This is a genomic window from Pseudoalteromonas sp. SWYJZ12, from assembly GCF_015864395.1.
Classification (GTDB): Bacteria; Pseudomonadota; Gammaproteobacteria; order Enterobacterales; family Alteromonadaceae; genus Pseudoalteromonas; species Pseudoalteromonas arctica.
In genome coordinates, this window is the sequence record NZ_JADYXH010000004.1 from 213094 (window position 1) to 237235 (window position 24142).

16 protein-coding genes are annotated in these 24142 nt (G+C 38.6%); 10 read left to right on the top strand and 6 right to left on the bottom strand.

The window, feature by feature from the left end:
* Positions 1-18: 18 nt before the first annotated feature.
* Positions 19-345, top strand: a complete 327-nt coding sequence (locus I6F42_RS07440; RefSeq protein WP_039488300.1) for a hypothetical protein — start codon at positions 19-21, stop codon at positions 343-345.
* A 276-nt stretch (positions 346-621) separates the two neighbouring features.
* Here the strand turns inward: I6F42_RS07440 and I6F42_RS07445 are convergent, their stop codons facing one another.
* A complete protein-coding gene (locus I6F42_RS07445; RefSeq protein WP_197151640.1) occupies positions 622-1590 on the bottom strand; it encodes a class 1 fructose-bisphosphatase in 969 nt (322 codons plus the stop codon).
* Positions 1591-1744: 154 nt separating this feature from the next.
* Between I6F42_RS07445 and I6F42_RS07450 the strand changes: the two genes are divergently transcribed.
* Entirely contained in the window at positions 1745-4174 is a 2430-nt protein-coding gene (locus I6F42_RS07450; protein ID WP_197151642.1) for a zinc-dependent metalloprotease, read from the top strand.
* Between the two features lie 98 nt (positions 4175-4272).
* Here the strand turns inward: I6F42_RS07450 and I6F42_RS07455 are convergent, their stop codons facing one another.
* Positions 4273-5046, bottom strand: a complete 774-nt coding sequence (locus tag I6F42_RS07455; protein ID WP_197151645.1) for a YggN family protein — start codon at positions 5044-5046, stop codon at positions 4273-4275.
* 335 nt (positions 5047-5381) lie between these two features.
* Entirely contained in the window at positions 5382-8276 is a 2895-nt protein-coding gene (gene rapA / locus I6F42_RS07460) for an RNA polymerase-associated protein RapA (RefSeq protein WP_121954782.1), read from the bottom strand.
* Positions 8277-8581: 305 nt separating this feature from the next.
* On the opposite strand from rapA, the gene I6F42_RS07465 reads away from it, so the two are divergent.
* From I6F42_RS07465 to I6F42_RS07475, 3 genes are read left to right on the top strand one after another with little or no spacing between them, the layout of a single operon-like run.
* Positions 8582-9979 (top strand): PhoH family protein, encoded by a 1398-nt coding sequence (locus tag I6F42_RS07465; protein WP_024609043.1) that lies wholly within the window; start codon positions 8582-8584, stop codon positions 9977-9979.
* A gap of 51 nt (positions 9980-10030) precedes the next feature.
* Entirely contained in the window at positions 10031-13840 is a 3810-nt protein-coding gene (locus I6F42_RS07470) for a PAS domain-containing hybrid sensor histidine kinase/response regulator (RefSeq protein ID WP_197151647.1), read from the top strand.
* Positions 13824-14723 carry a diguanylate cyclase gene (locus I6F42_RS07475; protein WP_007581985.1) on the top strand — a complete coding sequence of 300 codons (900 nt, stop codon included), beginning with the start codon at positions 13824-13826 and terminating at the stop codon, positions 14721-14723. The genes I6F42_RS07470 and I6F42_RS07475 overlap by 17 nt, the downstream gene beginning before the upstream one ends.
* Positions 14724-14789: 66 nt before the next feature.
* On the opposite strand, the gene I6F42_RS07480 is transcribed toward I6F42_RS07475, so the two are convergent.
* The gene (locus I6F42_RS07480) at positions 14790-15170 is read right to left on the bottom strand and encodes a DUF3192 domain-containing protein (protein ID WP_007586943.1); all 381 of its coding nucleotides are present in this window, start codon (positions 15168-15170) and stop codon (positions 14790-14792) included.
* A gap of 185 nt (positions 15171-15355) precedes the next feature.
* On the bottom strand, positions 15356-16300 hold the full coding sequence (locus I6F42_RS07485) for a D-2-hydroxyacid dehydrogenase (protein ID WP_007586942.1): 945 nt from the start codon (positions 16298-16300) through the stop codon (positions 15356-15358).
* Between the two features lie 386 nt (positions 16301-16686).
* On the opposite strand from I6F42_RS07485, the gene I6F42_RS07490 reads away from it, so the two are divergent.
* A complete protein-coding gene (locus tag I6F42_RS07490) occupies positions 16687-17820 on the top strand; it encodes a 1-acyl-sn-glycerol-3-phosphate acyltransferase (RefSeq protein ID WP_197151649.1) in 1134 nt (377 codons plus the stop codon).
* A gap of 105 nt (positions 17821-17925) precedes the next feature.
* Positions 17926-18171: a DUF1289 domain-containing protein gene (locus I6F42_RS07495; protein WP_007586940.1), complete on the top strand. Its 246-nt coding sequence runs from the start codon at positions 17926-17928 to the stop codon at positions 18169-18171.
* Here I6F42_RS07495 and I6F42_RS07500 read toward each other — a convergent pair.
* Entirely contained in the window at positions 18168-18866 is a 699-nt protein-coding gene (locus tag I6F42_RS07500) for an ABC transporter substrate-binding protein (protein WP_165722137.1), read from the bottom strand. The genes I6F42_RS07495 and I6F42_RS07500 overlap by 4 nt on opposite strands.
* A 118-nt stretch (positions 18867-18984) precedes the next feature.
* On the opposite strand from I6F42_RS07500, the gene I6F42_RS07505 reads away from it, so the two are divergent.
* Genes I6F42_RS07505 through I6F42_RS07515 form a run of 3 tightly spaced genes read left to right on the top strand, consistent with a single transcriptional unit; the run spans position 18985 to position 24132 of the window.
* The gene (locus I6F42_RS07505) at positions 18985-19188 is read left to right on the top strand and encodes a DUF3283 family protein (protein WP_002962585.1); all 204 of its coding nucleotides are present in this window, start codon (positions 18985-18987) and stop codon (positions 19186-19188) included.
* 14 nt (positions 19189-19202) lie between these two features.
* On the top strand, positions 19203-19604 hold the full coding sequence (locus I6F42_RS07510) for a GNAT family N-acetyltransferase (RefSeq protein ID WP_197151651.1): 402 nt from the start codon (positions 19203-19205) through the stop codon (positions 19602-19604).
* A gap of 25 nt (positions 19605-19629) precedes the next feature.
* The gene (locus I6F42_RS07515) at positions 19630-24132 is read left to right on the top strand and encodes an EAL domain-containing protein (protein WP_197151654.1); all 4503 of its coding nucleotides are present in this window, start codon (positions 19630-19632) and stop codon (positions 24130-24132) included.
* Positions 24133-24142 lie beyond the last annotated feature (10 nt).

The following is a 24142-nucleotide window of genomic DNA, read 5'->3' on the forward strand; positions in this document are numbered from 1 at the left end:
CCAAGAATAACAAATATTATGAATACACAAAAAGCATTAGCTGAATTTATTACATTTGGTGAGCAAAGGGATGAAGCTATATCGGTTATCGTTTCAAGCCCTGCTGATAGCAATAAAACTCATTATACTCTCTCAACCGAGGTTTTAATTGATGTGCTTAAACGCTGTTTAAGTAACGAAATAGACTTAGATGATTTAGAGCTTTGGGCAAACGTAATTGAATCGCGAGATGACATTGATTGTGCTGAGCACGAAGGTTTTATTTATGCTCTCAGTAATAGCGAGCAAATGGGAGAGCTTAATCATCAAAAGCTTGCTCAAATAGTTGCGTTAGTAAAAGTTTGATTTGTTTAAGAAGCGAGATATAAAACCTCACCTACAACATACACTAAACCGTAGGTGCGAATTTACTTCGCGCTCATGTAACGTAGCTTTGGTGTTTAAAAAGTGAGGTATAAAACCTCACCTACAACATACACTAACTCTGTAGGTGCGAATTTATTTCGCGCTCATGTAACGTGGCTTTGGTGTTAAAAAAGCGAGGTGTAAAACCTCACCTACAAAAAAACCGCATTTCAATTGAATGCGGTTTTTTAAATTGAAGACAATCGTTTTAAGCGATTATTTATGATATCCCAAGCACGTTTCGACTTCGTTTTTAGAACCTAAAATAACGGCTACACGCTGGTGGATTGCATCAGGCTGAATATCCATAATACGCTCGGTACCGGTTGATGCGATACCGCCAGCTTGCTCTACTAACATAGCCATTGGATTTGCTTCGTAAAGTAGGCGTAATTTATTTGGCTTTTTAGGATCTTTAGTGTCAGTAGGGTAAGTAAATAAACCACCACGGCTAAGTACACGATGCACATCGCCCACCATTGCTGCAATCCAGCGCATATTAAAGTTTTTAGCGCGCGGGCCTGTATCACCTGCTAGCAAATCATCGATGTAGTTTTGCATAGCTGGTTGCCAATGGCGTTGGTTAGACGTATTAATGGCAAATTCGTTTGTATCAGCAGGAATATCAGCAAAATCTTGTGTAAGTAAAAAGCTGCCTTGTGTTTTATCAAGGGTAAACATACGCGTGCCTTTACCTGTAGTCAGCGCAAGCATTGTTGACGGGCCGTAAAGTACGTAACCTGCTGCAACTTGCTTATGACCGGGCTGCATAAAAATGCTTTCGTCAGCGGTGTCAGAGCCTTCAGGCGCTTCCATAATGGAAAATATAGTACCGACAAGCGAGTTAATATCGGTATTTGACGAGCCATCCAATGGGTCAAATGCCACTATAAATTTAGCGTCTGGGTTACCTGCTACTGTGTAGTCTTCTTCTTCAGAAGCGATTGCTTTAACCGTACCTGATTCCAGTAAAATATCTTTTAACAGCTGATTAGATAATACATCGAGCTTTTTTTGAGTTTCACCTTGAATGTTTTCATCAAGGGTTGAGCCCAATACGCCAGAAAGCGCGCCTTGACCAACGCGAAACGAAATTTCTTTACATGCCGCTAAAATTGTTCGAATTAATGATAAAAGTTCTCTTGAACAACCATCTTCAAGTAATACTGGAGGGAGTCTACGCATTCTATTTTCCTGATAACGTGTTAAAACCAATCATAATGTGAGAGAGATTAGCTTAGAGCGCTGAAATTCGTCTTAAATAACTGTATTGTTTAAATAGCACCCTATAATGGGACCACCTAATCGTACTTAAAACACAAATAACAAAGATAAGATTATGAAAAAAATACCACTACTAAGTTACATATTCTTTACTGTGCTGTGCTCTATCATAACTCAAGCGCACGCAGCAATTAAGTCAATTGATGAATTTACTACGCAAATGAATCATTTTCCGGGCTATTATTCGTTTTTTTACGATACCCAAAACGGAAAAGTATATTTAAAAGTTGATAAGTTTGAACAGCAATTTTTACTGCAGCAAAGCTTGCCTTACGGTATTGGCTCTAACGACATAGGCCTTGATAGAGGTCAGCTTGGTAATACTCACCTTGTGCAGTTTGAGCGTTTTGGCGACAAAGTAATGCTACGTGCTGTAAATACTTACTATCGTGCTAATACAAGTAATAAGGCTGAGCAGCAAAGCATTAAAGAAGCGTTTGCATCAAGTATACTCGCTGGTTTTAAAGTGGTCGCAGAAGATAAAGCCACAGCACTTATTGATTACACACCTTATTTGTTAAGTGATGTACACGGCGTAAGCCGCACACTTGCTGCACGTAAGCAAGGGAACTTTAGCCTTGATGAATCACGTAGCGCCGTTTATATGAATCGCTCAAAAGCATTTGTAAAAAACACCGAGCTTGAAGCCGTACTTACATTTAAAGGCACAAAACCAAGTGAATTTGTTCGCCAAGTAAGTGCCGACCCTTATGCGCTTACTGTTCATATGCATCATTCACTTATTCAATTACCAGATGATAACTACACGCCCCGTAAGTTTAATCCGCAATCAGGTTTTTGGAGTATAGAACATAAAGATTACGCAGCGCCGCTTGGTGACTCTATGTACGTGCGTTATATACCGCGCCATCGTTTAACTAAAAAGGATTCAAGCTTACCTATTAGTGAGCCTGTTAAACCAATTGTTTATTACCTTGATCCTGGCGTTCCAGAGCCCGTTAAAAGCGCTTTGCTTGAAGGTGGAAAGTGGTGGAACGACGCATTTACGGCGGCAGGATATAAAAATGCATTTATAGTAAAAGTGCTGCCAAGTAGCGCCGACCCTATGGATATTCGTTACAACGTCATTCAATGGGTACACCGTGCAACGCGTGGTTGGTCATACGGTAGTTCGGTAATCGACCCACGTACAGGTGAAATACTTAAAGGGCATGTAACACTTGGCTCATTGCGTGTTCGCCAAGATATTTTAATAGCCGAAGCACTCGCTGCTCCTTATTTAAAAGGCAATGAAGTTGCTAAAAACTTGCAAGCAATGGCGCTTGATCGTATTCGCCAATTAAGCGCACATGAAATTGGCCACACGTTAGGTATTTCTCATAACTTTGCAGCATCGGTAGGGGATAGAGCCTCAGTAATGGATTACCCACATCCGCTACTTAGTTTTAATGAACAAGGTAAGCTCGATGTAACGCTCGGCTATGCAACAGGCATGGGCGTGTGGGATACCCAAGTAATTAAATATGGCTATAGCGATTTTACTAACCAAGATGAAAGCGCAGAACTTGCTGCTATTTTAAAAGAGAACAAAGCCAAAGGCCTTGAGTTTATATCTGACAGTGATGCTCGTGCTAAAGGTGGCGCGCATCCAACAGCTCACTTATGGGATAACGGCACTAATCCTTCGCAGGAGCTTTTAAGAGTACTCGACGTACGTAAAAAAGCACTTTCGCAGTTTGGTATTAATAATATTAAAACGGGTGATTCATTATCGCAATTAGAGGAAAAACTAGTCCCGCTTTATCTGTTTCACCGTTTTCAGGTTGAGGCTGCGGTTAAGCTTATAGCCGGTGTTGATTATGAATACGAAACACGCGGTGACTCAGCCGTAAAAGGCGCACAAGTCGTTAATAAAAAAACACAGCAAGAAGCAGTAAACGCTATTTTTGCAACACTTAAGCCAAGTAATTTATTACTTCCTGAATCTGTGTTATCGCTAATTCCGCCAAAAGCATATGGCGAGTCTAAATCGCGCGAGAGCATAGTTGGGCGCACAGGGTTAACGCTCGATGCAATGGCATTACCCGAGGTTGCAGTGCAGCACAGCTTATCGCTTTTATTAAATGCACAGCGTTTAAATCGCTTAGCTCAGCAACAAGCGCGTAGTAATGACTTTTATAGTTTAGATGAGTTACTTGAGGAGCTATATAGCCAAGTGTTTAACGTGTCGTCGCCTAATACAATGACAGGTAAAATAACTCAGCGCGTGCAATTTTTAACAGCAAAAGCTATGGCTGATTTAGTAGCAAGCGATAGTGCAAGCCCTGAAGTGCAAGCGCAGTTACGTTACTACCTAGTTAAGTTGAGTGAAGACTTTAACCAAAACTCAATGCTGAGCCATACAAGTACTGGCGAGAGTGCGTTTAAGCAATATTTAGCTGAGCAAGTAAATCAGTTTTTAATTAAAGGGCAATGGCCAAACAACTTTAAAGTGCTGCCAATCCCACCGGGCTCACCAATTTAGAATAAAAAGTAGAAGCGCTTATTTTTAATCAATCATAAAGCAAAACACCGAGTATATTTATACTCGGTGTTATTTTATTCTAAAAACGAATACGTACACTAAGACTTTATTTGCACTAAATCGTAATCGACCATACCAGGGACTATTGCTTGTAAGCGAGACTCGGTTACATCGAGTGCATTTAAACATTCGCAATACTCAGAAGCTTTAAGCTCTAATTGATGCGCCTTTTTTTGTAGCGACTTATCAATTTCTCTTGAGATAATATCCATGCGTTGGCCCATGTCGTTAATACGATCTTCTATATTACCTTCACGCGATTTGAACGCATCTCCAAGTGATACCAAAATAGCACCTAACGATCCATGAACAGCAGAGTGAATTTGCTGGCTGATCTCTTTAGTAAAAAAATCATCTATTTGCGAAAGTGACTGAGGGGCTATAAAAAAGAAGTCATCGCCGCGCTTAAACTTATCCATTAGCGCGCGCTCTACATACTTTAGTTGTGTTTTTAGTACTTCAGGTTCTTTGTCTGACATACCTTCAACTACGTGTTCAATAGCGCTTAAACCTAAGTTAACACCATCTGTAGCCAGATTTACTAATTCTGGGACTGTGTGGCGAATACCATTACTAAACTGTTCGAGTACTTTGCTTTCGTCATCGCTTAAATCAACCCAATAACCGCGAATAAACAGTTGGTTATTGTTATTAATTTGTACACGAGTCTGGCCTTTATCTAATATGCGAATTGCATCGTCAGTGATAATTAAACCATGACGTAATTCAACATCGCATTGGGCTTGAGCAAAGACACTGCTGCTTGAGAGCGCTATGGACAACGCCAATATCGAACGAGATAGAAACGCCATAAACACCTCAAAAAGACTAAAATGGAAGGCGAGTAGGTTAACAAAAAAACAACTTTATGCAAGGGAAAATAAACCTATCAACTATCTCACACAATAGCTGTATAGAGCGCAGCTTGAGTTTTTAGATACGGCTATGTTGAGAAAAATAGATAGCACAACAAAGGACTTAGTATAAAGCTAAATAGGTAGGGTTAGCTTACATTTAAATAAGAACACGTGGTTTTAAAAATGAAGTTTAAAAAGATACAGCTATTTAGTTAATTAAGCTTTTAATAGCTGACTCCAAATTTACTCTGGAGTCAGCTTAAAAGGCTAGCGGTTAAAAGCCAAAATCTCTAGTGTGAAACTACTATTAATCGAATTGCATCAAGTTGTAACTGCGTTTTTTCAATATACGTAGTTAGGTCGTTGCGTTGCTTATCATAGAAGGTAATTTCTTCTTGGCGAATATTCGGGTTAATTTGCTTAAGGGCAACAAGTCGCTCTTGCTCTTCACTGAGTGACGTTTGCATTTTAACAAGCGACGCTGCACGAATAACTTCAAGTTTTTCTTGTGCCATATCTTTAGCGGTAGTAATCATAGGGTGAACAGCGCTTTGCAGTGCACCTGCAAGTTTACTTGCTGTTTGGCGGCCAACGGCAGATAACTGCTGATTAAAGCCTTCAAATGCCACATTCTCACCTAAATTATTACCTGCTTTATCAAGCAATATACGAATTGGTGTAGGCGGTAAAAAGCGACCAACTTGTAATACTTTTGGTGCCATTGCTTCTGCAACAAAAATAAGCTCAACAAAAAAGGTACCAGGCGGTAACTTTTTGTTTTTAAGCAATGCAACCGATGCGCTACCAAAGTCGTCGTCACAAATCATATCCATGGTGCCTTGCACCATTGGGTGATCCCAGCTAACAAAGTGCACGTCTTCTTGCGAAAGTGCCGTATCGCGATCAAAGGTAACGGTCATACCGTCTTCTTTAAGCGATGGGAATGATGGGTTTAACATATGCTCAGTTGGCTTTAAGATAATGGTATTTTCGCCTTTATCTTCTTGGCTTACGCCAAATGTGTCGAACACGTTGATCATGTAGCTTGGTAATTCAAACTGATTATCGAGTTTTTCGATTTCAGCTACAAGTGAATCTGCAGCACCTTGACCCGATGAATGTAGCTCTAGTAAACGATCTCGTCCGCTTTCCATTTTTTTACGCAGTACTGCATTTTGCTGTGCTACTTGCTCAAGTAATGGATCGAGTTCGTCTTCATCGCAGTTATGCGCAGAAATATATTCAAGTAGATCATCACGGAACTCTTTATAAAGCATTTGGCCTGTTGACGAGGTAGATTCGAATGCGTCTAGACCTTCGTTGTACCAACGTAGCAATACTTCTTGAGCGGTGTTTTCAAAATATGGCACATGAATGTTCACATCTTGTGTTTGACCTATACGGTCTAATCGACCAATACGCTGCTCTAGTAAATCTGGGTTCAGTGGTAAATCAAACAGTACTAAGTGATGCGAGAACTGGAAATTACGACCTTCTGAGCCAATTTCTGAACACAGTAATATTTGTGCATTATCGTACTCGTCTGCAAAAAATGCAGCAGCGCGGTCACGCTCAATAATAGACATACCTTCGTGGAATACCGACGCTTTAATTGCTTCGCGCTCACGCAGTATTTGCTCAAGGCTGATAGCTGTTTCAGCTTTAGCACATATAAGTAGTACTTTTTCGCGCTTAAGCGTTTTAAGTGTCTCGATTAACCAATCTACACGTGGATCGAATAAACCCCAGCTTGCGCTTTCGCCTTCAAATTCTTGAAATATTTTTTCAGGAAACAGAGCACGGTGTGCACTTAGTTCAGGGTTTTGAATGCCGCCCATATTACCGAGAACCGACATAGCCGTTTTATACTGCTTTGGCAGTGCCATAGGGTAGGCGTGTAATTTACGACTTGGGTAGCCATCAATGCCGCTGCGGCTATTTCTGAATAATATACGACCCGTGCCGTGGCGATCGAGCAGCATGTTAAGTATTTCTTTACGTGCTGGTAAATCACCTTGCTGTGCTTTTTCAAGAATATCAGTAATATCGGTTTCTTTTAATAGCTCAATTAGCGTGGCTTTGGCTGTGTCGTCTAGCCCTTGCTCTTGCAGTAATTGATTTGCAGCTTCAGCAACGTCTTTATAATTTGCTTCTTCTTCTTTAAACACGTCGTAGTCGTAAAAACGGTCAGGATCGAGTAACTGTAAACGTGCAAAGTGACTGCTGTGACCAAGTTGATCAGGCGTTGCTGTAAGTAAAATAAGGCCCGGAATATCTTGGCTAAGCTCTGCCATACGTTGGTATTCTGAGCTTGGCTTGCCGTTATTTATACTTAGGTGATGGGCTTCATCTATAACTAGTAAATCCCAATCAGCAAGTGTTGCTTGTTCAAACCAGCGTTTTTTCTTGGTTAAAAACTCAAGACTGGTAAGTACTAGTTGCTCTGTATCAAACACGTTTGGTGAATCTGCAAACGCTTCGTCGCAGCGTTCTTCATCAAAAATAGAAAAATGTAAGTTAAAGCGGCGTAGCATTTCTACTAACCATTGGTGCTGTAGATTTTCTGGTACAACAATAAGTACGCGGCTCGCACGACCACTAATAATTTGTTGGTGTAAAATCATGCCTGCTTCAATTGTTTTACCAAGGCCTACTTCATCTGATAAAAGTACGCGTGGTGCAAAACGTTTACCCACTTCTTGGGCAATATAAAGCTGGTGAGGAATAAGATTAGCACGTTGACCAATTAAGCCTTTAATAGGCGATTGTTCACGTTCAAATTTATGTAACCACGTTTGGTAGCGAAGTGTATAGCGATCAAAACGATCGACTTGGCCCGCAAATAAACGATCTTGTGGTTTATTAAACTTAATAAAATGATCTAAAAAGGTTTCTTTAAGTTTGGCAGTTTCGCCGTTATCAACACGGGTGCCGTGATAACACAGTAACTCACCTTGTACTTCAATAGACTCTACTTCTAATTCCCATTCTTCAACGCTTTTGATCACATCGCCAGGATTAAATGCCACACGGGTAACCGGTGCTTCTGCCGAAGAATAAACACGGCTCTCACCACTGGCAGGAAATAATATGCTGACCTGACGGCCTTCAATGGCAACAACGGTGCCTAATCCTAAATCTGACTCTGTATCACTGATCCAACGCTGACCTAAGGAAAAATTCATGTATGTCTCGTCTATGATGAAAAAGGCGGCTATGTTACCTGTAAGCTAACACCACTGCAAGGCGCTATTTGGCTCACTTTTAATTAATTTTGTAAGTGTTAATTATTACTATTAAAACAACTTGTTTATGACTCTTTTTTAGGTAAATCAAAACTAATTACAGTTTGTAATAAAACGGACTTTTATGACAAATAGACTAAACTTACATTATGCCTTGGCAATTAAGTATTGCAGGTTTAAGTTTTGCCCGTTTTACTTAGTTATTTTGGTATAGCATAAAAATCATAAAACGTAAGGAAAGTGCTATGGAAAAAGCTTCGAACCTTGAAAGTAAAATGTATGTGCTAGATACCAACGTACTACTTCACGAACCCCTCGCTTATTTGTCTTTTCAAGAACATGACGTTGTAATTCCGATGACAGTGCTTGAAGAGCTTGACCACATAAAAGACAGAAAACACGACGTAAGCCGCGATGCGCGCGTCGCTATTCGTGGATTAGATGAAGTACTTAAAAATGCAACGCCTGAACAAATGCTACAAGGCGTGGCGCTGCCGAGTAACAAAAAGGCAAAAGCGAGCTCTGCAGGTACCCTCATTATTGTAAACGACCATTTATTTGCCGACTCCATTTCTGGTTTGCCTGGTAACGAAAACGACCATCGTATTATTAATTGCGCCGTGTATTTACAAAAGCAGCACAGTGATTCAAAAGTTATATTAGTAACAAAAGACATAAACATGCGTTTAAAGGCCAAAGGCGCAGGGCTTAAATATGTTGAGGATTACCGTACCGACCAACTTATTGACGATATAAGCTTACTCACTAGTGGTTATAAAAAAATTGAAGGTGATTTTTGGGACCATGTAGGGGAATGTAATACGCAGCAACACGGACGCGATACGTTTCATCATGTACCTAAAAACTTAATACCTGATGTATTTTGTAATGAATATTTACTTGATGGAGGGGATCAGTTTGCGGCGCGTGTTAAATCGTACGATAACGAGCACATAACGCTAAAAGATATTGGTGTTGAGCGTTTAATGCATCAACAAGCATGGGGCGTTAAGCCCAAAAATATTTATCAGGGAATGGCGCTTGATGCGCTGCTAGATACAAGTATTGAACTTGTTATTTTAACAGGACCAGCAGGGTGTGGTAAAACCTTGTTAGCACTTGCCAGCGCCCTTGAGATGGTCATCGAAAAAGGTATTTACGATAAAGTAATAGTAACTCGTAATACCCCAGAAATAGCAGAGTCCATTGGCTTTTTACCAGGCACCGAAGAGGAAAAAATGGCGCCATGGCTCGCAGCCATTACCGATACGCTGGAGGTATTGCACAAAGGCGACGAAAATCCGATATCAAGCCGAAACTACATTATGGAGAAGGCTAATGTTCAGTTTAAATCGGTTAACTTTATGCGTGGGCGTAGTATTCAAAATGCGGTGGTAATTTTAGATGAGAGCCAAAATTTAACGGCATCTCAACTTAAAACGATTATTACTCGCTGCGGCGAAGGTACTAAATTAATTTGTACGGGTAACTTGGCGCAAATAGATAGTAACTATTTAACGCCAGTAACATCGGGCTTAACGTACATAGTAGAGCGCTTTAAAAACTTTGAAGGCAGCGCAACTATAAACCTCAACGGTGTTGTACGTAGTCGCTTAGCGTCATTTGCAGAAGAAAATTTATAACTTGCGCTTAACAAATTGGCTCGATAGTCTATCGATTGATTTTCGAGCCAAATGGCAGGCAGTACATTGAATTTTTTACCTCTGAAGCATTATTATCGTTCATTATTTATTGCGCTTTTAGTGCCATTGATTGTCGCTTTTTTACTGTGCTTGCACTTATATAATATAAAGCTTGAGCGGGCGGTTGAAAAACGCGAAGCCGATTTTACGAATGTTTCAGCACAGGTTACTCACGGGATGGAGTCGGTGAGTAATCTACTCATCACCATGTTTAGCTTATACGAACAAACGACCTATCCAAAAGTAAACCAAAGCTTACTTGAGGGCATAAATCAATATGATGGTTACTATTACCGTCACTTTAGTGAGCAAGGCACTGAAATTGTAGGTAAGGGGGAGTTTGCGTTATCTGCTAAGGCATTAATGCAGTGGCAGCAGGCTATTACATTAGGGCCTTCGTTTAATACAACGCTTGCATTAATGCAGTCGTTGTCTGCTGTAGCATATGTTGATAATAATGGCTTTGCTTATGTAAGCAGGCGCAACAAAAGCCAAAGTTTAATGCTTACTGAAATTCTAAATGGAAAATTCAAGCCAAAATTTTCACCAAACAAACTTACTTCAAGTCCCATTGTTAAAGTGAATGATAAATCGTATTTTGCTATTGGCCGACAACGAAGCACTGGCTCAGCCGATTACATTATTTTGATTTATGATGTTCAGGCAATTTCTGGGTGGTTAAAAAAGGTTTCACCGAACAGTGGTGAATACGTTTTTATGAACCAATCACATCAAGTTATCGCCAGCTCTAAACAGTTAATAGAGCAAGCAACAGCATTAAAAAATTATTGGCCTGATTTGGCCCAGCACCATAGTAAAAAAACAGTATTAACTAGTGATAGTAATTACTTTATGCAGCCTATGGATGAGTTACCTATTCATGCAGCATTTTACGAGCACAAACCCCAACTAATAAGCCCAATTAAGTATGAAATACTATTAGAGTTTGCATTTTTAACGCTATTTTTAAGTATTATGTTTGGCGTGTTTTTTTGGTTAAGTCAGCGCATTTTTATTAAGCCAATGACTCACTTAATGTCGTACCTAGAGAGTAACGGTACACAGCAAGAAGTGCAGCTCGATTATAAAGTACCGCTGAGCTGGCAGCCTTGGTTTTCTAAAGTGAAGCGTGTATTTACTAAAAACAAACAGTTAGTTGATTCATTACAAAGTGCAAACAAAGCTCTGGACGACCAGGTTCAGTTGCAATCAGAAAAACTAAGCCGCAGTTACGAAGCAAAAGAGCGCCACTTGGCTTTGCTCAACACTATGCTAAACAGTGTGCCAGATCTTATTTATTTTAAAAATATTGATGGATCATTCTTAGGATGCAATAAAGCATTTGAGGCGTACATCGGTAAAGATCAAACTGCATTAGTCGGTAAATATGTAGATGATTTAGGTGATAACGATCAACAAATAAATGCGCTTGAAAAACAAGTATTACAAAATAGAAACAGTGTTGAACAGCGAATAGAAACCGATAAAAAAACGTACCAACTGACTATTGCACCTTTTTATAACGAGCACCAACATCTGTTGGGGACTATGGGTATTGGTCGCGATATTACCGAGCAGCAACAAGCATTATTGGCCTTAAAAGCATCAGAATCTAAATTTAGAAGTGCGATTGAATTTGCGGCTAACTGCGTGGTTTTACTCTCGCTTGAGCACACAATATTACAAGTAAATAAAGCGGCAAGAAAGCAGTTTTCTGAACAGCCAGTACTGGTTGGTGAGCAGTTAAAAGCATTGTTTGACGATACTCAATGGCAGCAAATAAAAAGCACTTTAGCGCAATTGCTAGATGACAAAAAACGCGTATACCACCTAACGCTTGCTCAAGGGCGCTTAACAAGTTGGTTGCAACTGAGTGTATCGCTTGTATGGGATGAAAACCGGGACCCAGCTTATTATGTTATTCACATTCAGGATGTGAGCGCATTAACTAAATCGAAACTAGATGCCGAACGAGCAACCCTTGCTAAAAGTCGCTTTATAGCCAATTTAAGTCATGAAATACGCACTCCTCTTAATGCTGTTTTAGGGCTGCTTGATATGCTTATTGAGCAAGGATTAACGCAAAAGCAATTACAACAAACGGATCAAGCTAAGCATGCAGCACAAAGCTTGTTGCTAATGCTCAATAGAATGCTTGATTTTGCACGCATAGAAAGTTCGCAAACCGATTTAAAACAAGCATCTTTTAGTATGGTTGAGCTGGTGGATATTTGTGAAAGTTTAACGGCTCCATTGTGCGAAGGAAAAGGTATTGAATTTGTTATTGATATTGACCCGTTAATAGCGCCTGATTTGATATGCGACAGTATTCGCTTACAGCAAATATTAGGTAATTTATTAACAAATGCTGTTAAGTTTACAAAAACAGGTTCTATCACTTTAAAAATGGAACTTATTGAAAGCGATAGCCTAGAGCAACAGCATATTTGCTTTAAAGTAATTGATACCGGTATGGGCATAGATGAAGCCGATCAGAGGCGTTTATTTGACGCCTTTACGCAAGGTGATGAGTCTTCAACACGTATACATCATGGTGTTGGGTTAGGTTTAGCGATTGTTAAACATGCGGTGTCATTAATGGGAGGGGAGATTGCTTTAAAGAGTAAAAAAGGTCATGGCTGTGAGTTTTACTTCAGCGTTAGTTTTTTGGTTGATACCACTAAAAATACGATGTTACCGACTAATACATTGGCTATTTTATCGGATCAAAGTAAAGAGCTTAAGCAAGTAACAAATGCTTATACAGAGCTTGCTAATATTAATTTAGATGAAGTACTCAAATACCCAATTAAGCTCTCTAATACTCAGCAAATAATAATCGATGCGGCCGATTTACCTGCACTTTTAAATGTTGAAGCAATTAATGATTCGTTATCAGCTAAAGAAACATCGGTAATTATTATTAATCATCAGCACACACTTAATTTACCAACAAGTGAGCATTTAGCTGCGCATCACGTTAAAGCCTCTGCATTGGGACAAAGGCTATTTAGCTTGAACTCTCAGCAACAGCCTAAAGCTAGTACCAATGCCGTAATATATAATACTGCTGAAACTAAAGTTGATATATCGGGTCTACTTGTATTAGCCATTGATGATAATCAACTTAATTTAGAAATAATTAGCAGTGTATTACGCCAAGCAAACGTAAGTGTTGTTACCGCTTTAAGCGCATCTATCGGCATGGAATTATTGCAAGTTTTAAAGCCTGACTTAATATTAATGGATGTGCAAATGCCGCAAATAGATGGCTGCCAAGCTACGGCTTTAATTCGTCAACAGTTTGACGCAAAGCAACTGCCTATTTTTGCTTTAACGGCTCATTGTGAACCCGCTGATATTGAACGTTCTTTAAAGTGCGGTATGAATAAGCATTTAACTAAACCAGTTGTTGCTAAGGTACTTATTGATGCAATTGCCGATTTAAACTTAGTTAAACCAAGCTTTTTTGAAAAATCATTCGCATTAACGCAGTTTAGTATGGATGAAAAGCTCCTCAATACAATGATTGGTAAATTTGCTAATTTATGCGAAACCCAGCTATTGCAAATAGAAGAAACAACCAATAAGGATGATTTGGTACGCTTAGTGCATAGTATAAAAGGTGTAGCAGGTAATTTAGGTTTTAGACGATTGTCTCACTGCGCTTTATTGTGTGAAAGAACACTTAAAACAACTAACAAGCCTGTTGAAATAACACTGAAAGAGCTTATTATGCAGTTAGAACAGGTAATTGTTTTTATAAAAGGGGTAGGGGCTAGGGATGTCGAAAAGAGCTAAAGTACTTATTGTAGATGATGATCCAATCAACAGATTAGTACTTGAAAAAACACTTAAAGTAGAACACGACGTATTCTTAGTTGAAAGTGGTGAAAAAGCACTGACCTTTGTAAAAACTGCGCAAGTTGATTTAATTATCCTTGATGTGATTATGCCAGGAATTGACGGCTATGAAGTGCTTGTGCAACTTAAAGAAAATCCGATAACTCAATCGATCCCCGTTATATTTATATCAGCTAATCGTAGCCATGATGACGAAGCTAAGGGCCTAGAGCTCGGTGCTATGGATTATATCACCAAGCCATTTAGCCCTTCTATTGTGCGTGTTAGGGTTCGTAACCAATTACTTATAAAGCAAAAAAATGATCTGCTAGAAATGTTAGCCTCAATCGACGGCTTAACTGAAATCCCAAATAGACGCTACTTAGACGAAAACTTAGCTCGTGAATGGCGCCGAAGTAAACGCAGTGGAACCCCGCTATCAGTGTTACTTATGGACATAGACCACTTTAAGCGTTACAACGATTGCTACGGACATCGTGCTGGCGATGAATGTTTAAAGGATGTTGCACAAGCACTCGCAGCTCAATGTGAACGTGGTAGTGACTTTATAGCTCGTTATGGTGGTGAAGAATTTGCAGCTGTATTACCTGGAATGAATAGGCATGAGGCTATGGAGTTTGCTAACAAATTACGCAATGCTGTAAATGCTTTGAATATAGAACATAAAGGCTCATTAAATGCAGACCACATCACTATTAGTATAGGTATCGCCACTACTCAAAGTGGTAAAGTGTATGCTGAGCAAGCGTTATTAGAAGAGGCCGATTTAGGCCTATATGCCGCTAAAGATGCAGGGCGAGATAGAATAGTTGCACTCTAAAAACTTAATATACAAAAACGCCAATATTCATATATTGGCGTTTTTGTATCAAACATTTTTTATTGGTTACTGCGTGATCATACCTAAAGCGGTTTCACCAATGCCCACTAACTTATCATTTTTGAATACAAGTGGCGTACATTCATCTTTCGTTGTTTTAGAATCTGAATGCTTGCTATGAGTTACATAAAAAAGTACTTGGTATACATCGTCATCTTTTTTTAATAGCTCTGTGAAATTAGGCGTTTTTAATTGCGTCAAAACAGATTGGTAACTGCTATCCATTTTTAGCTCTGATATAACTTCACGATTATTTTTATGTTGTGCTTGCCAGCTAGATGAATTCTTACCAGCCCAATGAGTCTCAGCTTCACCATCTGATACGGCAATAACACAGCCTGTTAAAAATGGAGCGATTAAAGCGGCTGCTAAAAGTGATTTTTTCATTTTTATTTACCTTAATAAGATTTTTAATTGGTTATTAGCTGTATTAAAGCAAAGAGTAGACCATATTTATAAGTTGTTATTAATCAGTTTGTTAAGGTGGTTAAGCTGTTTTTATCTAATAAAATATTAAATGTATTAGTAAAAACAGCCATTTTTTAGCTTATTTGATTACTACAATAAAATCACTACACCAAGCGGTTACGTGATTCGCCTTTATTAAATGCAGCAATATTTAAACTTACTTCATTAATTAAACGCACAATAGATTCGGTGCTTGCCCATGCTATATGTGGAGTAAGTAAAAGGTTATTACCTTTGTAATTAGCAAGTGGGTTTGAAAGCTCAGCAGGTTCTTTAGTTAGTACATCAACACCGGCTCCAGCAATTAGGTTTTGCTCAAGTGCTGTAGCTAAGTCGGATTCGTTAATAATTCCACCACGTGCTGTATTAATAATTATAGCGCTTGGCTTCATCATTTTAAGCTCATTAAGTGCAATTAAATCACGTGTTTCATCTGTTAGCGGGCAGTGTACGCTGATTATATCGGCTGTTTTAATGACGTCTTCAAAAGGCGTACGACCGTCGCGACATTTAACACCTTTGCGCTCTGCAACAATAACATTTGCGCCAAATGCCTCAGCCACTTTAGCAACGCCTTTACCTAGCGTACCACCGCCTATAATGGCAAATGTTTTACCTTGTAAGTCGTTAAAGCTGTAATCGAGTATGCAAAACATTTCACTTTTTTGCCACGCGCCTTGCTGGCAATCCGCCTGATAGCGGTGTGTGTTACCCAGTAAGTTAGTAATTAAAGAAAACGTATGTTGAACAACAGAAGGTGTTGAATAGCCAGCTACATTAGTTACGGCAATACCAAATTCTTTAGCGGCTTCTAGATCAACATTATTAGTACCAGTTGCACTTACGCAAATTAATTTAAGCTGTGTAAGTTTGCTAATAGTGTCGCGATTTAAAACTGCTTTATTAGTGATTAATACATCAGCGCCTTGGCAATGTTCAATAACTTGCTCTGGGCTAGTAAGTTCATAAGTCGTTAATTTACCAAGTTGTTCAATACCAGTAAGAGACGTTTTAGCTAACGTTGCGTTATCAAGAATAGTAATATTCATTATGAGCCCTAAAATAAGTGGATCTGAAAGAGTTAAAATCGTAAAAAGATGCCTACGATCCATCAAAAATCTAAAATACGAGCTTAAGGTACTACGAAAGAAAGGCTTTGTTAATGGTATTACTACCAAATGATTAGAGGGCTTTGTATTAGTGGTCTGCCCACTAGCAGATTGAGAACATGGTATTTTGCTAGACTGATCAGATTTTTGCACTTTTAAGCAAGCTCATGGTCATAGAAGGTAATTAAACTCGGCTTTAAAGCAAGTTGCTAAAAATAAAATCGCTTTTTTGGTTATTTCGCATTTTAGATTGGCTGAGTTATAATCGGATATAGACATAAACGGTGCGCTTTGGCGTACCGTTTTTTAACATTGTAGATGTAGTAATGAGTGAATTAGAAGATAAATACGCAGATATACGCCCATACAACGACGACGAAGTTGCGGCGTCGCTTACACGTTTAACTAACGATGATGCGTTTATTGATGTAATAGCAAAGTATAATTTACCGCGCTTTTTATCGGCAGTGCCTTTTATTGCGCGTCCAATGGTAAGAAGTCAGTTACGTAAAAAATGGGGCAAAGTAAGCACCGTTGAAGATGTGCAAAATGAAGTGGCACAATACTTAGATAAACTAGTGAAACGCACCACATCAAAAGTTACCTTTTCTGGGTTAGAACAGTTAGATGCTAACCAGGCCTATTTATTTATTTCAAACCACAGAGACATAGTGCTTGATCCTGCATTAGTTAACTGGGGTTTATACCAACATAAAATGAAAACAGTGCGTATTGCTATTGGCGATAATTTATTGCAAATACCTTACATTACTGAGCTTATGCGTCTAAATAAAAGCTTTATAGTTAAGCGCTCTGCTAAAGCACCAAAAGAGATGTTAAAAGCACTGACTCAATTATCGTCATACATTTACGATTCTGTGGTCGGTGGAAATTCTATTTGGATTGCGCAAAAAGAAGGGCGTGCAAAAGACGGTTTTGATCAAACTGATCCTGCGCTTTTAAAGATGCTGCAATTAAATGGGCGTAAACAAAAGAAAGAGTTTGGCGATTATATTAAAGAGTTAAAAATAGTGCCTGTTTCTATTTCTTATCAATATGAGCCGTGTGCAATTGCTAAAGCCAAAGAGCTTTACCACAAGCAACATCATGGTGAGTACGTTAAATCGGCTGGTGAAGATATTGCGAGCATTGTTGAAGGCTTTAGTACTGCTAAAGGGCACGTGCATTTAGCATTTGGGCAACCAATTGAATCTAAATGTGATAGTGCTGAAGAGCTTGCTAAAACAATTGATAGGCAAATTGTTGATTCGTTTTATTTACACCCAGGCAATTACATCGCTGGTGGTTGTAAAGATGCGGTAATAGACTCTCCTGATACAGCGACATTTGAACAACGTTTAGCTTGTGTACCTGAAGAGTTAAAACCATTAGTGCTAGCTATGTATGCTAAGCCATTTCACCGTAAAACAGAGATAAATACTAATAGCTGTGAACATTAATACTCACAGCTCAATGAAACTAAGCAGCAATTAAATTGCTGCTTTTTTTTTGCTCAAAAATAACGCTATACTAATACCTCCTCTTCAACTGGGCGGTACTTATGCATGCAACAAATTGAAATATTTGATATTCCAAGTCCTTGCAAGAGTATTTGCTTAGTTAATAACAGAGGGTATTGCAAAGGGTGTTATCGTAGTCGGGATGAACGCTTTTCGTGGAATACCTTAACTAACGACCAAAAAAAGAAGGTGCTTAGTTTGTGCCAGCAGCGCTACAAACGTTATCTTCAAAAAAAGCAGCAAAATGCAGTGCCAAGCACACAGGCGCAGCAGCAAGGGTTCGACTTTTAAAAGCTTAATCCATACTTGGCTCTTAGTGCGTACACAGTGCCATTGTTAGTTAAGTTAATTAATGACATTTTAAGCTTTTCTACCAAGTTTTCATTACGCTTATTTAAATAATGATAAAGCGGATAAGTATTCAGCACTTCTTTTACAAAGCAACCTTGAGGTGAAGGTAGCTCATTGTTTTGCATTATAAAGTTAATCATTAAAGCTCCCTGTACTTTTTTCTGAGCAAGCAAATTAAGTTGGGTATTCATGCTTTTAACTTTAATAATATTCCCTGCAAACTGTGTGCTTGCTAAATAATGTTCTTGGACAGGGTAGCCATCAACAATTGCGACGCTATCGAGCTGTTCTAAACTGCTAGGTAAACAGTTTTTATACAATACTAAGTCAAACTTAAAGAGCTCATAATCGACCCTAATTAAGTTTTCGTAATTTTTTTCAACGCTTGCATCTCTTCCTAACTGCCCATCAAGTACGCCATTATTTGCAGCTAGCAAAGCATTTTGGTGACTAAAATCGATTATATGTATTTTAAAACCGATATCTGCGTATGCTAACTTTAATAACTCTAAGGCATAATCAGCTTGTGGTGTACTTTGCGGACGATTAAAAGTGAGGTTGTATTGATGACTAAAACAAGAGGCACTAAAAAATAAATTTACCAATAATAACAAGATACTAAAATGTCTATTCATTATCAGTTCCAATTACTACAGAAATAAATAAAATAAGACGCGTATAATAACAAGGAGATTACCTCTTGCCCAGTTTCGGGGTTAATCAAATAATTTTAAAAGCGAATGAGGAAGTATTGTGAGTTTTAATTTATGCCTATTGCCACGTGAAGAAAAATACCAAATTCAGTTAGATTATGAAGCGTCTTTTTGGGCGTATCAAATTAAGCGAAATAAAAAAACGAGAGAGCAAGTTTATAATACAATCCATAGCCGTCCAATGGCTGAACAAATGGTTTTGAAGCAAAAATTTGAGCAGTATTTAGCGCTAATGCTTAGCTAAGTGTTGATATAAAAATGTATATAGTTGAGTTGCTGGATGGGCTAAAAGTTCCACTCGTTAATAAATTTTATAAAAAACATAATGTAAGAGGGCGGGCTAATAAACAAGATAAGGTATGGGTTACTTACTATAATAATGAAATAGTTGCAGCATGTAGGTTGCAAGATAAAACAGAGTTCTTATTTTTATCTACCGTGTTTGTTGCGCTGGAACATCGCGGTAAAGGTGTTGCTAAACAGCTATTATCAACACTCTTAAAGTCGCAAGATAAGGTGATTAATACCTTCGCATATAAAAACGTAGTTGATTTATATTGTGCTATTGGTTTTAACCAGGTGTTAACATATACTCTTGCTTTACAAGTACTTTTTGATACTTACAAACATCGAAATATAGTCGCTCTAGAGTACCCATAATAATAAATAATAATATGGAATAAGCATGAGTAAATGCGTTAATGGGATCATTAGTTGCTTTGTAGTTTTAATAACTATCCTAAGTTGCCAAGTAGGCGCACAAGTAAAACGTTTATCTCCAAGCGAAGGCTTATCGCAAAGCTACGTTAATACAATGCTTATCGACACTAATGGTTACCTTTGGCTTTCTACTGAGGCTGGGCTTAATCGTTATGATGGCTATCAAGTTATTCCAATAAACGGCCCTAATGGTGAATTAGAAGAAGCGATCATTGATCGTATTTACCAAGACCCTCAAGGGCACATTTGGATAGCCTCTTTACTTGCAGGCCTATTTAGATACGACCCCGTAACAGATTCATATCAGCAATTTCTAGAAAAACCTACCAGTGAAGAAGAAATTATCAATCAGTCTGTTTTTAGTATGGTGGCAGTTGATAAAAAAACACTTTGGATTGGGCGAGGCCGCGATTTTGCAAAGCTTGATATCGCAACCGGAAAAATAACAACTATTTTTGAGCTTCCGGCTAAATATAAAAATACTCTCGTGAGAAAGCTGTTTGCTTACAATGGTTATATATTTATAGGTACAAGCCATGGCGCATACGTATTTGATATTGCCACAGAGCAAGTTAGACCCCTGCAGCATTTAAAAGGTGAAGCTGAACATATTTACCAAAATAATGTTAAGTCGTTCGCATTAGGTGAAAATAAACAGTTGTTAGTAGGGGCGGTACAAGGCTTATACGAAGTTGATATTAGTAACTTATCAAAAATGTTTGAACGCCCAGATTTACCTTTTAAAAGTAAAGTATTACTAAGTGACCTAAATGTTTGGAGCATAGTAAACGAACACGGAACAATAGATTTAGCTACCGACAAAGGCTTGTTTAAATTTGATTTAAACACCGGGGAGATGATTAAAAACACTCGAATAGCCCAAAGTAAGTACACACTTGCCGATACCAGTATTATTGATATGGCAAAAGATAAATCGGGTGGTACGTGGGTTGCGACTAAAACCGACGGTGCGTTTTACTTATCTCATGACAGCTATCATTTTAATAATGTCGATGGCACTTTGCTCGGGGGGGATGGTTTATCGCATCACTCTATCTGGGGGATTACCGAATATAAAGACAAGCTTTGGCTTGCAACGCATAACGGTATTACCGAGGTTGATTTAAAAACAAATATTGGTAAAGCTTATTTAAAAGATTACAAAGTCGACTTACTCACCACTGAGTTTACCGTATATGAAATAACGCCTTATAAAAATAATTTATGGCTTTATACGAACCGTGGTTTGTTTATTTTTGACCCTGTAACGCATCAAGTTAGCGAACCTAAAGTACATAACCCTGCTAATCAGGAGCTAATTACCGGTAGGGTACATGGCGTTACATTAATGCCAAATGGCGATCTATACTTTGTGCACTCAGATCATGGGGTATTTATATATAATATAGATTCTCAAGTAATAACGCGTTTGGGTGGTCAGTTTGATCAATTTGAACCCTTTTTAGCCCATGGCTTTTTACCTGCGCTGAGCAATAAACCAGATTCGCCATTATTTTTTAATGCCGGTATTTTATACCAAGTAAACCCAAGTGATTTAGCACTTAAAATGATTTATAAAGTGCCAAAACAGCATGAAAACGTAGCCATTAGCGTGCTTTCTTACTTAATTGATAACAACAATATATTGTGGATATCACTTTCTAATTTCGGCTTAATAGGCCTTGACGCATCTACCTATCAATTAGTCCATACAATCGATTTAGAGAGGAATAAATTAGGCACTCTGCTATACGATATGGTGCTAGATGATGATGGCATGATCTGGATGAGTAGCCATAAAGGCATTTGGCGATTAAACCCAGAAACACTTCATTTTCAGCAATTTTCTACATCAGAAGGGCTACTCTCTGCGGAGTTTAATAGCAACGCCATGGCACAGCTCAAAGATGGCCATATTGCGTATGGTAGCTTAAAAGGTTTTACTTATTTTCATCCAATGGAAAACCAAAACTATCAGTCGCTTATTGATCACGTAAATATTACGCGAGTAGATTTAATGTCACGAGATTTATCGCTTGATTTAAAACAACCGCTCAACGAGGTTGTGTTAAACCATGATGATATAGGACTTGAAGTTGCATTTTCGGCCATGGCATTTAGTAATCAAGAACGCATCATTTATGAGTATCAACTCGATAACGGACAAAAAAGTTATACCCGAAATAACAACCGTGTATTGTTTCCAAAATTGAATCCAGGTAATTATCAATTAAAAGTTTGGGCTAAAGACCCCCTGACTGGCGAATATACCTCGCCTGCTATTTTAAAAATAAAAGTAAAGTATCCACTTTGGCGTGCACCTTATTTTATGGTGCTTTATGGCATGCTGTTTATTGGCTTTGTTGCTATGTGGGTTATGCGCCGTAATAAAATTCAGCGTATTTTATTGGCAGCAAATAAAGAAAGTAAAGAAAGCGAAGCACGTTTAAAGCTAGCGCTTGAAGGCAGCGAATCGGGTGTTTGGGATTGGGAATCAAGCAATCCAAGTATTTACCAACCTCGCTTAGCGAGTGAGTTAGGCTACGAAAATGAAACCGTGAGCCTTGATGAATATTTATCTAAAATTCATCCGCAAGACAAACAGCTATTTCGCTTAGAGTGGCTTGAGTTTTTATCTACCGATAAAGGTTACTTTAATTGCACCTACCGCCTGCGCCATGCAAAAGGCTATTGGCGCTGGTATAAGGATTTTGGAAAAGTCGTTGAGTGGGATGATAAAACGCCACAAAAAGTAGCGGGTACCTACACAAATATGACCCGTGAGATGGTGTTTGAAGAACACGCTTTACTATTTACGGCAGCATTTGAGCAAACACGTGATTGGGTATTTATCCTCGATAAAAATTTAAATATTCGGGCTTCTAATAAATCACTGCAAACCGCCTTTAACTTCTCTGCTGAGTCGTTATCTAGTCGAGCATTAAATTTAGGTATATCGCGCAGCAATCGTTTTGATTATTTACGCATAATGCAAAAGCTATCTATTGGAGAGCACTTTTCGTGTGAAGACAGTGTAGTTTTAGCAAGTGGTGAGCCACGCCATGTACTTGTGAAAATAAGTGCAGTGGCCGATAACGAACAGCGCCTTAATAGCTATGTCATTATTTTAACCGATATAAACGCACAAAAATCAGCCGAAAACGAGCTGCACTTATTGGCCAACTACGATGCCTTAACAGGGTTGCCAAATCGTACATTATTTAATGACCGCGTTGAACACGCCCTTGAGCAAGCAAAATTTCACGAATGTAAAGTTGCTTTATTACATATAAATATTAAGCGTTTTAAATACTTTAATGACTCTTTGGGGCATGCAGTTGCTGATGAGCTAATTAAAGAAGTTGCTGAGCGTTTAAAATGCTCCTTGCGTCCATCTGATAGTGTTGCTCGATTTGGTGGCGATGAATTTGTAGTACTGGTGGAAGATATTCAGCAAATCGAACAAGTACTCATTATATGCACTAAGTTGATGGATTGTGTGAATCAAAATATTACGATTAATGGCCAAGTTGTAAACGTTAATTTAAGTATTGGTGTGTCTATATCACCAGATGATGCACAGCAAGGCTCTGCGCTTTTAAAAGCTGCGAGCATAGCGTTATATCATGCAAAAGACTCTTTAGAGGGGCGTTATCAGTTTTATAAGCAAGAGATGAATCAGCATGTTCAAAGAGCGCTGCATCTTGAGTCTCAGCTAACTAAAGCGTATCAAGAAGAAGAATTTTGTAATTACTACCAGCCTATCATTAACGCTGAAAGTCAAAAAACAGAAGGCTTTGAAGTACTGCTGCGTTGGCCTGAAAATAAGCTTGTGCAAACTCAAGAGTTTTCGGTGGCAGCAGAAGGTATAGGCCTAATTACAAAAATTATGCTGCAGACTTTTGCGCGCGCTTTATTAGAGCTAAAAGAGTGGCGAAAAGCCTCACCTAGCCTGTATTTATCTATTAATTTATCGGCTCTTGATTTTGAGTTTAAAGACCTTGTTCCTGAAATTAAAAAAGCGTTAAGTAATTCAGGAGTATCGTCTGAGGCAATTGTTTTTGAAATAACCGAATCAATATTAATGCGTGATTCAAAAGAAGCGCTACACAGCATGGAACAACTTAAAAAGTTGGGCTGTAGATTGTATATGGATGATTTTGGTACGGGTTACGCATCGCTTACTTATTTAAAGCGTTTTCCTATTGATGTATTAAAAATAGATAGAAGCTTTGTACAAGACATAGGCATAGATTCTGACGATGAAGCTATTATTCAATCAATACTCGCGCTTGCAGATAGTTTAGGTAAAGAATGTGTAGCTGAAGGCGTAGAAAGCTCGCACCAACTCGCCTTTTTAAAGGCGCGAGGATGCATGCATTTTCAAGGGTACTTATTTAGTAAACCGGTACCTAATACCGAAGTACTCCCGCTTATTAATCGCAATTGGAGTGATATATTTAATTAATAATAGCAGT

What these genes read in the sequence shown, in the direction of transcription:
- I6F42_RS07440 (WP_039488300.1), top strand. Translation starts at nt 19, where the DNA reads ATGAATACACAAAAAGCATTAGCTGAATTTATTACATTTGGTGAGCAA.
- I6F42_RS07445 (WP_197151640.1), bottom strand. Translation starts at nt 1,590, where the DNA reads ATGCGTAGACTCCCTCCAGTATTACTTGAAGATGGTTGTTCAAGAGAA.
- I6F42_RS07450 (WP_197151642.1), top strand. Translation starts at nt 1,745, where the DNA reads ATGAAAAAAATACCACTACTAAGTTACATATTCTTTACTGTGCTGTGC.
- I6F42_RS07455 (WP_197151645.1), bottom strand. Translation starts at nt 5,046, where the DNA reads ATGGCGTTTCTATCTCGTTCGATATTGGCGTTGTCCATAGCGCTCTCA.
- rapA (WP_121954782.1), bottom strand. Translation starts at nt 8,276, where the DNA reads ATGAATTTTTCCTTAGGTCAGCGTTGGATCAGTGATACAGAGTCAGAT.
- I6F42_RS07465 (WP_024609043.1), top strand. Translation starts at nt 8,582, where the DNA reads ATGGAAAAAGCTTCGAACCTTGAAAGTAAAATGTATGTGCTAGATACC.
- I6F42_RS07470 (WP_197151647.1), top strand. Translation starts at nt 10,031, where the DNA reads ATGGCAGGCAGTACATTGAATTTTTTACCTCTGAAGCATTATTATCGT.
- I6F42_RS07475 (WP_007581985.1), top strand. Translation starts at nt 13,824, where the DNA reads ATGTCGAAAAGAGCTAAAGTACTTATTGTAGATGATGATCCAATCAAC.
- I6F42_RS07480 (WP_007586943.1), bottom strand. Translation starts at nt 15,170, where the DNA reads ATGAAAAAATCACTTTTAGCAGCCGCTTTAATCGCTCCATTTTTAACA.
- I6F42_RS07485 (WP_007586942.1), bottom strand. Translation starts at nt 16,300, where the DNA reads ATGAATATTACTATTCTTGATAACGCAACGTTAGCTAAAACGTCTCTT.
- I6F42_RS07490 (WP_197151649.1), top strand. Translation starts at nt 16,687, where the DNA reads ATGAGTGAATTAGAAGATAAATACGCAGATATACGCCCATACAACGAC.
- I6F42_RS07495 (WP_007586940.1), top strand. Translation starts at nt 17,926, where the DNA reads ATGCAACAAATTGAAATATTTGATATTCCAAGTCCTTGCAAGAGTATT.
- I6F42_RS07500 (WP_165722137.1), bottom strand. Translation starts at nt 18,866, where the DNA reads ATGAATAGACATTTTAGTATCTTGTTATTATTGGTAAATTTATTTTTT.
- I6F42_RS07510 (WP_197151651.1), top strand. Translation starts at nt 19,203, where the DNA reads ATGTATATAGTTGAGTTGCTGGATGGGCTAAAAGTTCCACTCGTTAAT.
- I6F42_RS07515 (WP_197151654.1), top strand. Translation starts at nt 19,630, where the DNA reads ATGAGTAAATGCGTTAATGGGATCATTAGTTGCTTTGTAGTTTTAATA.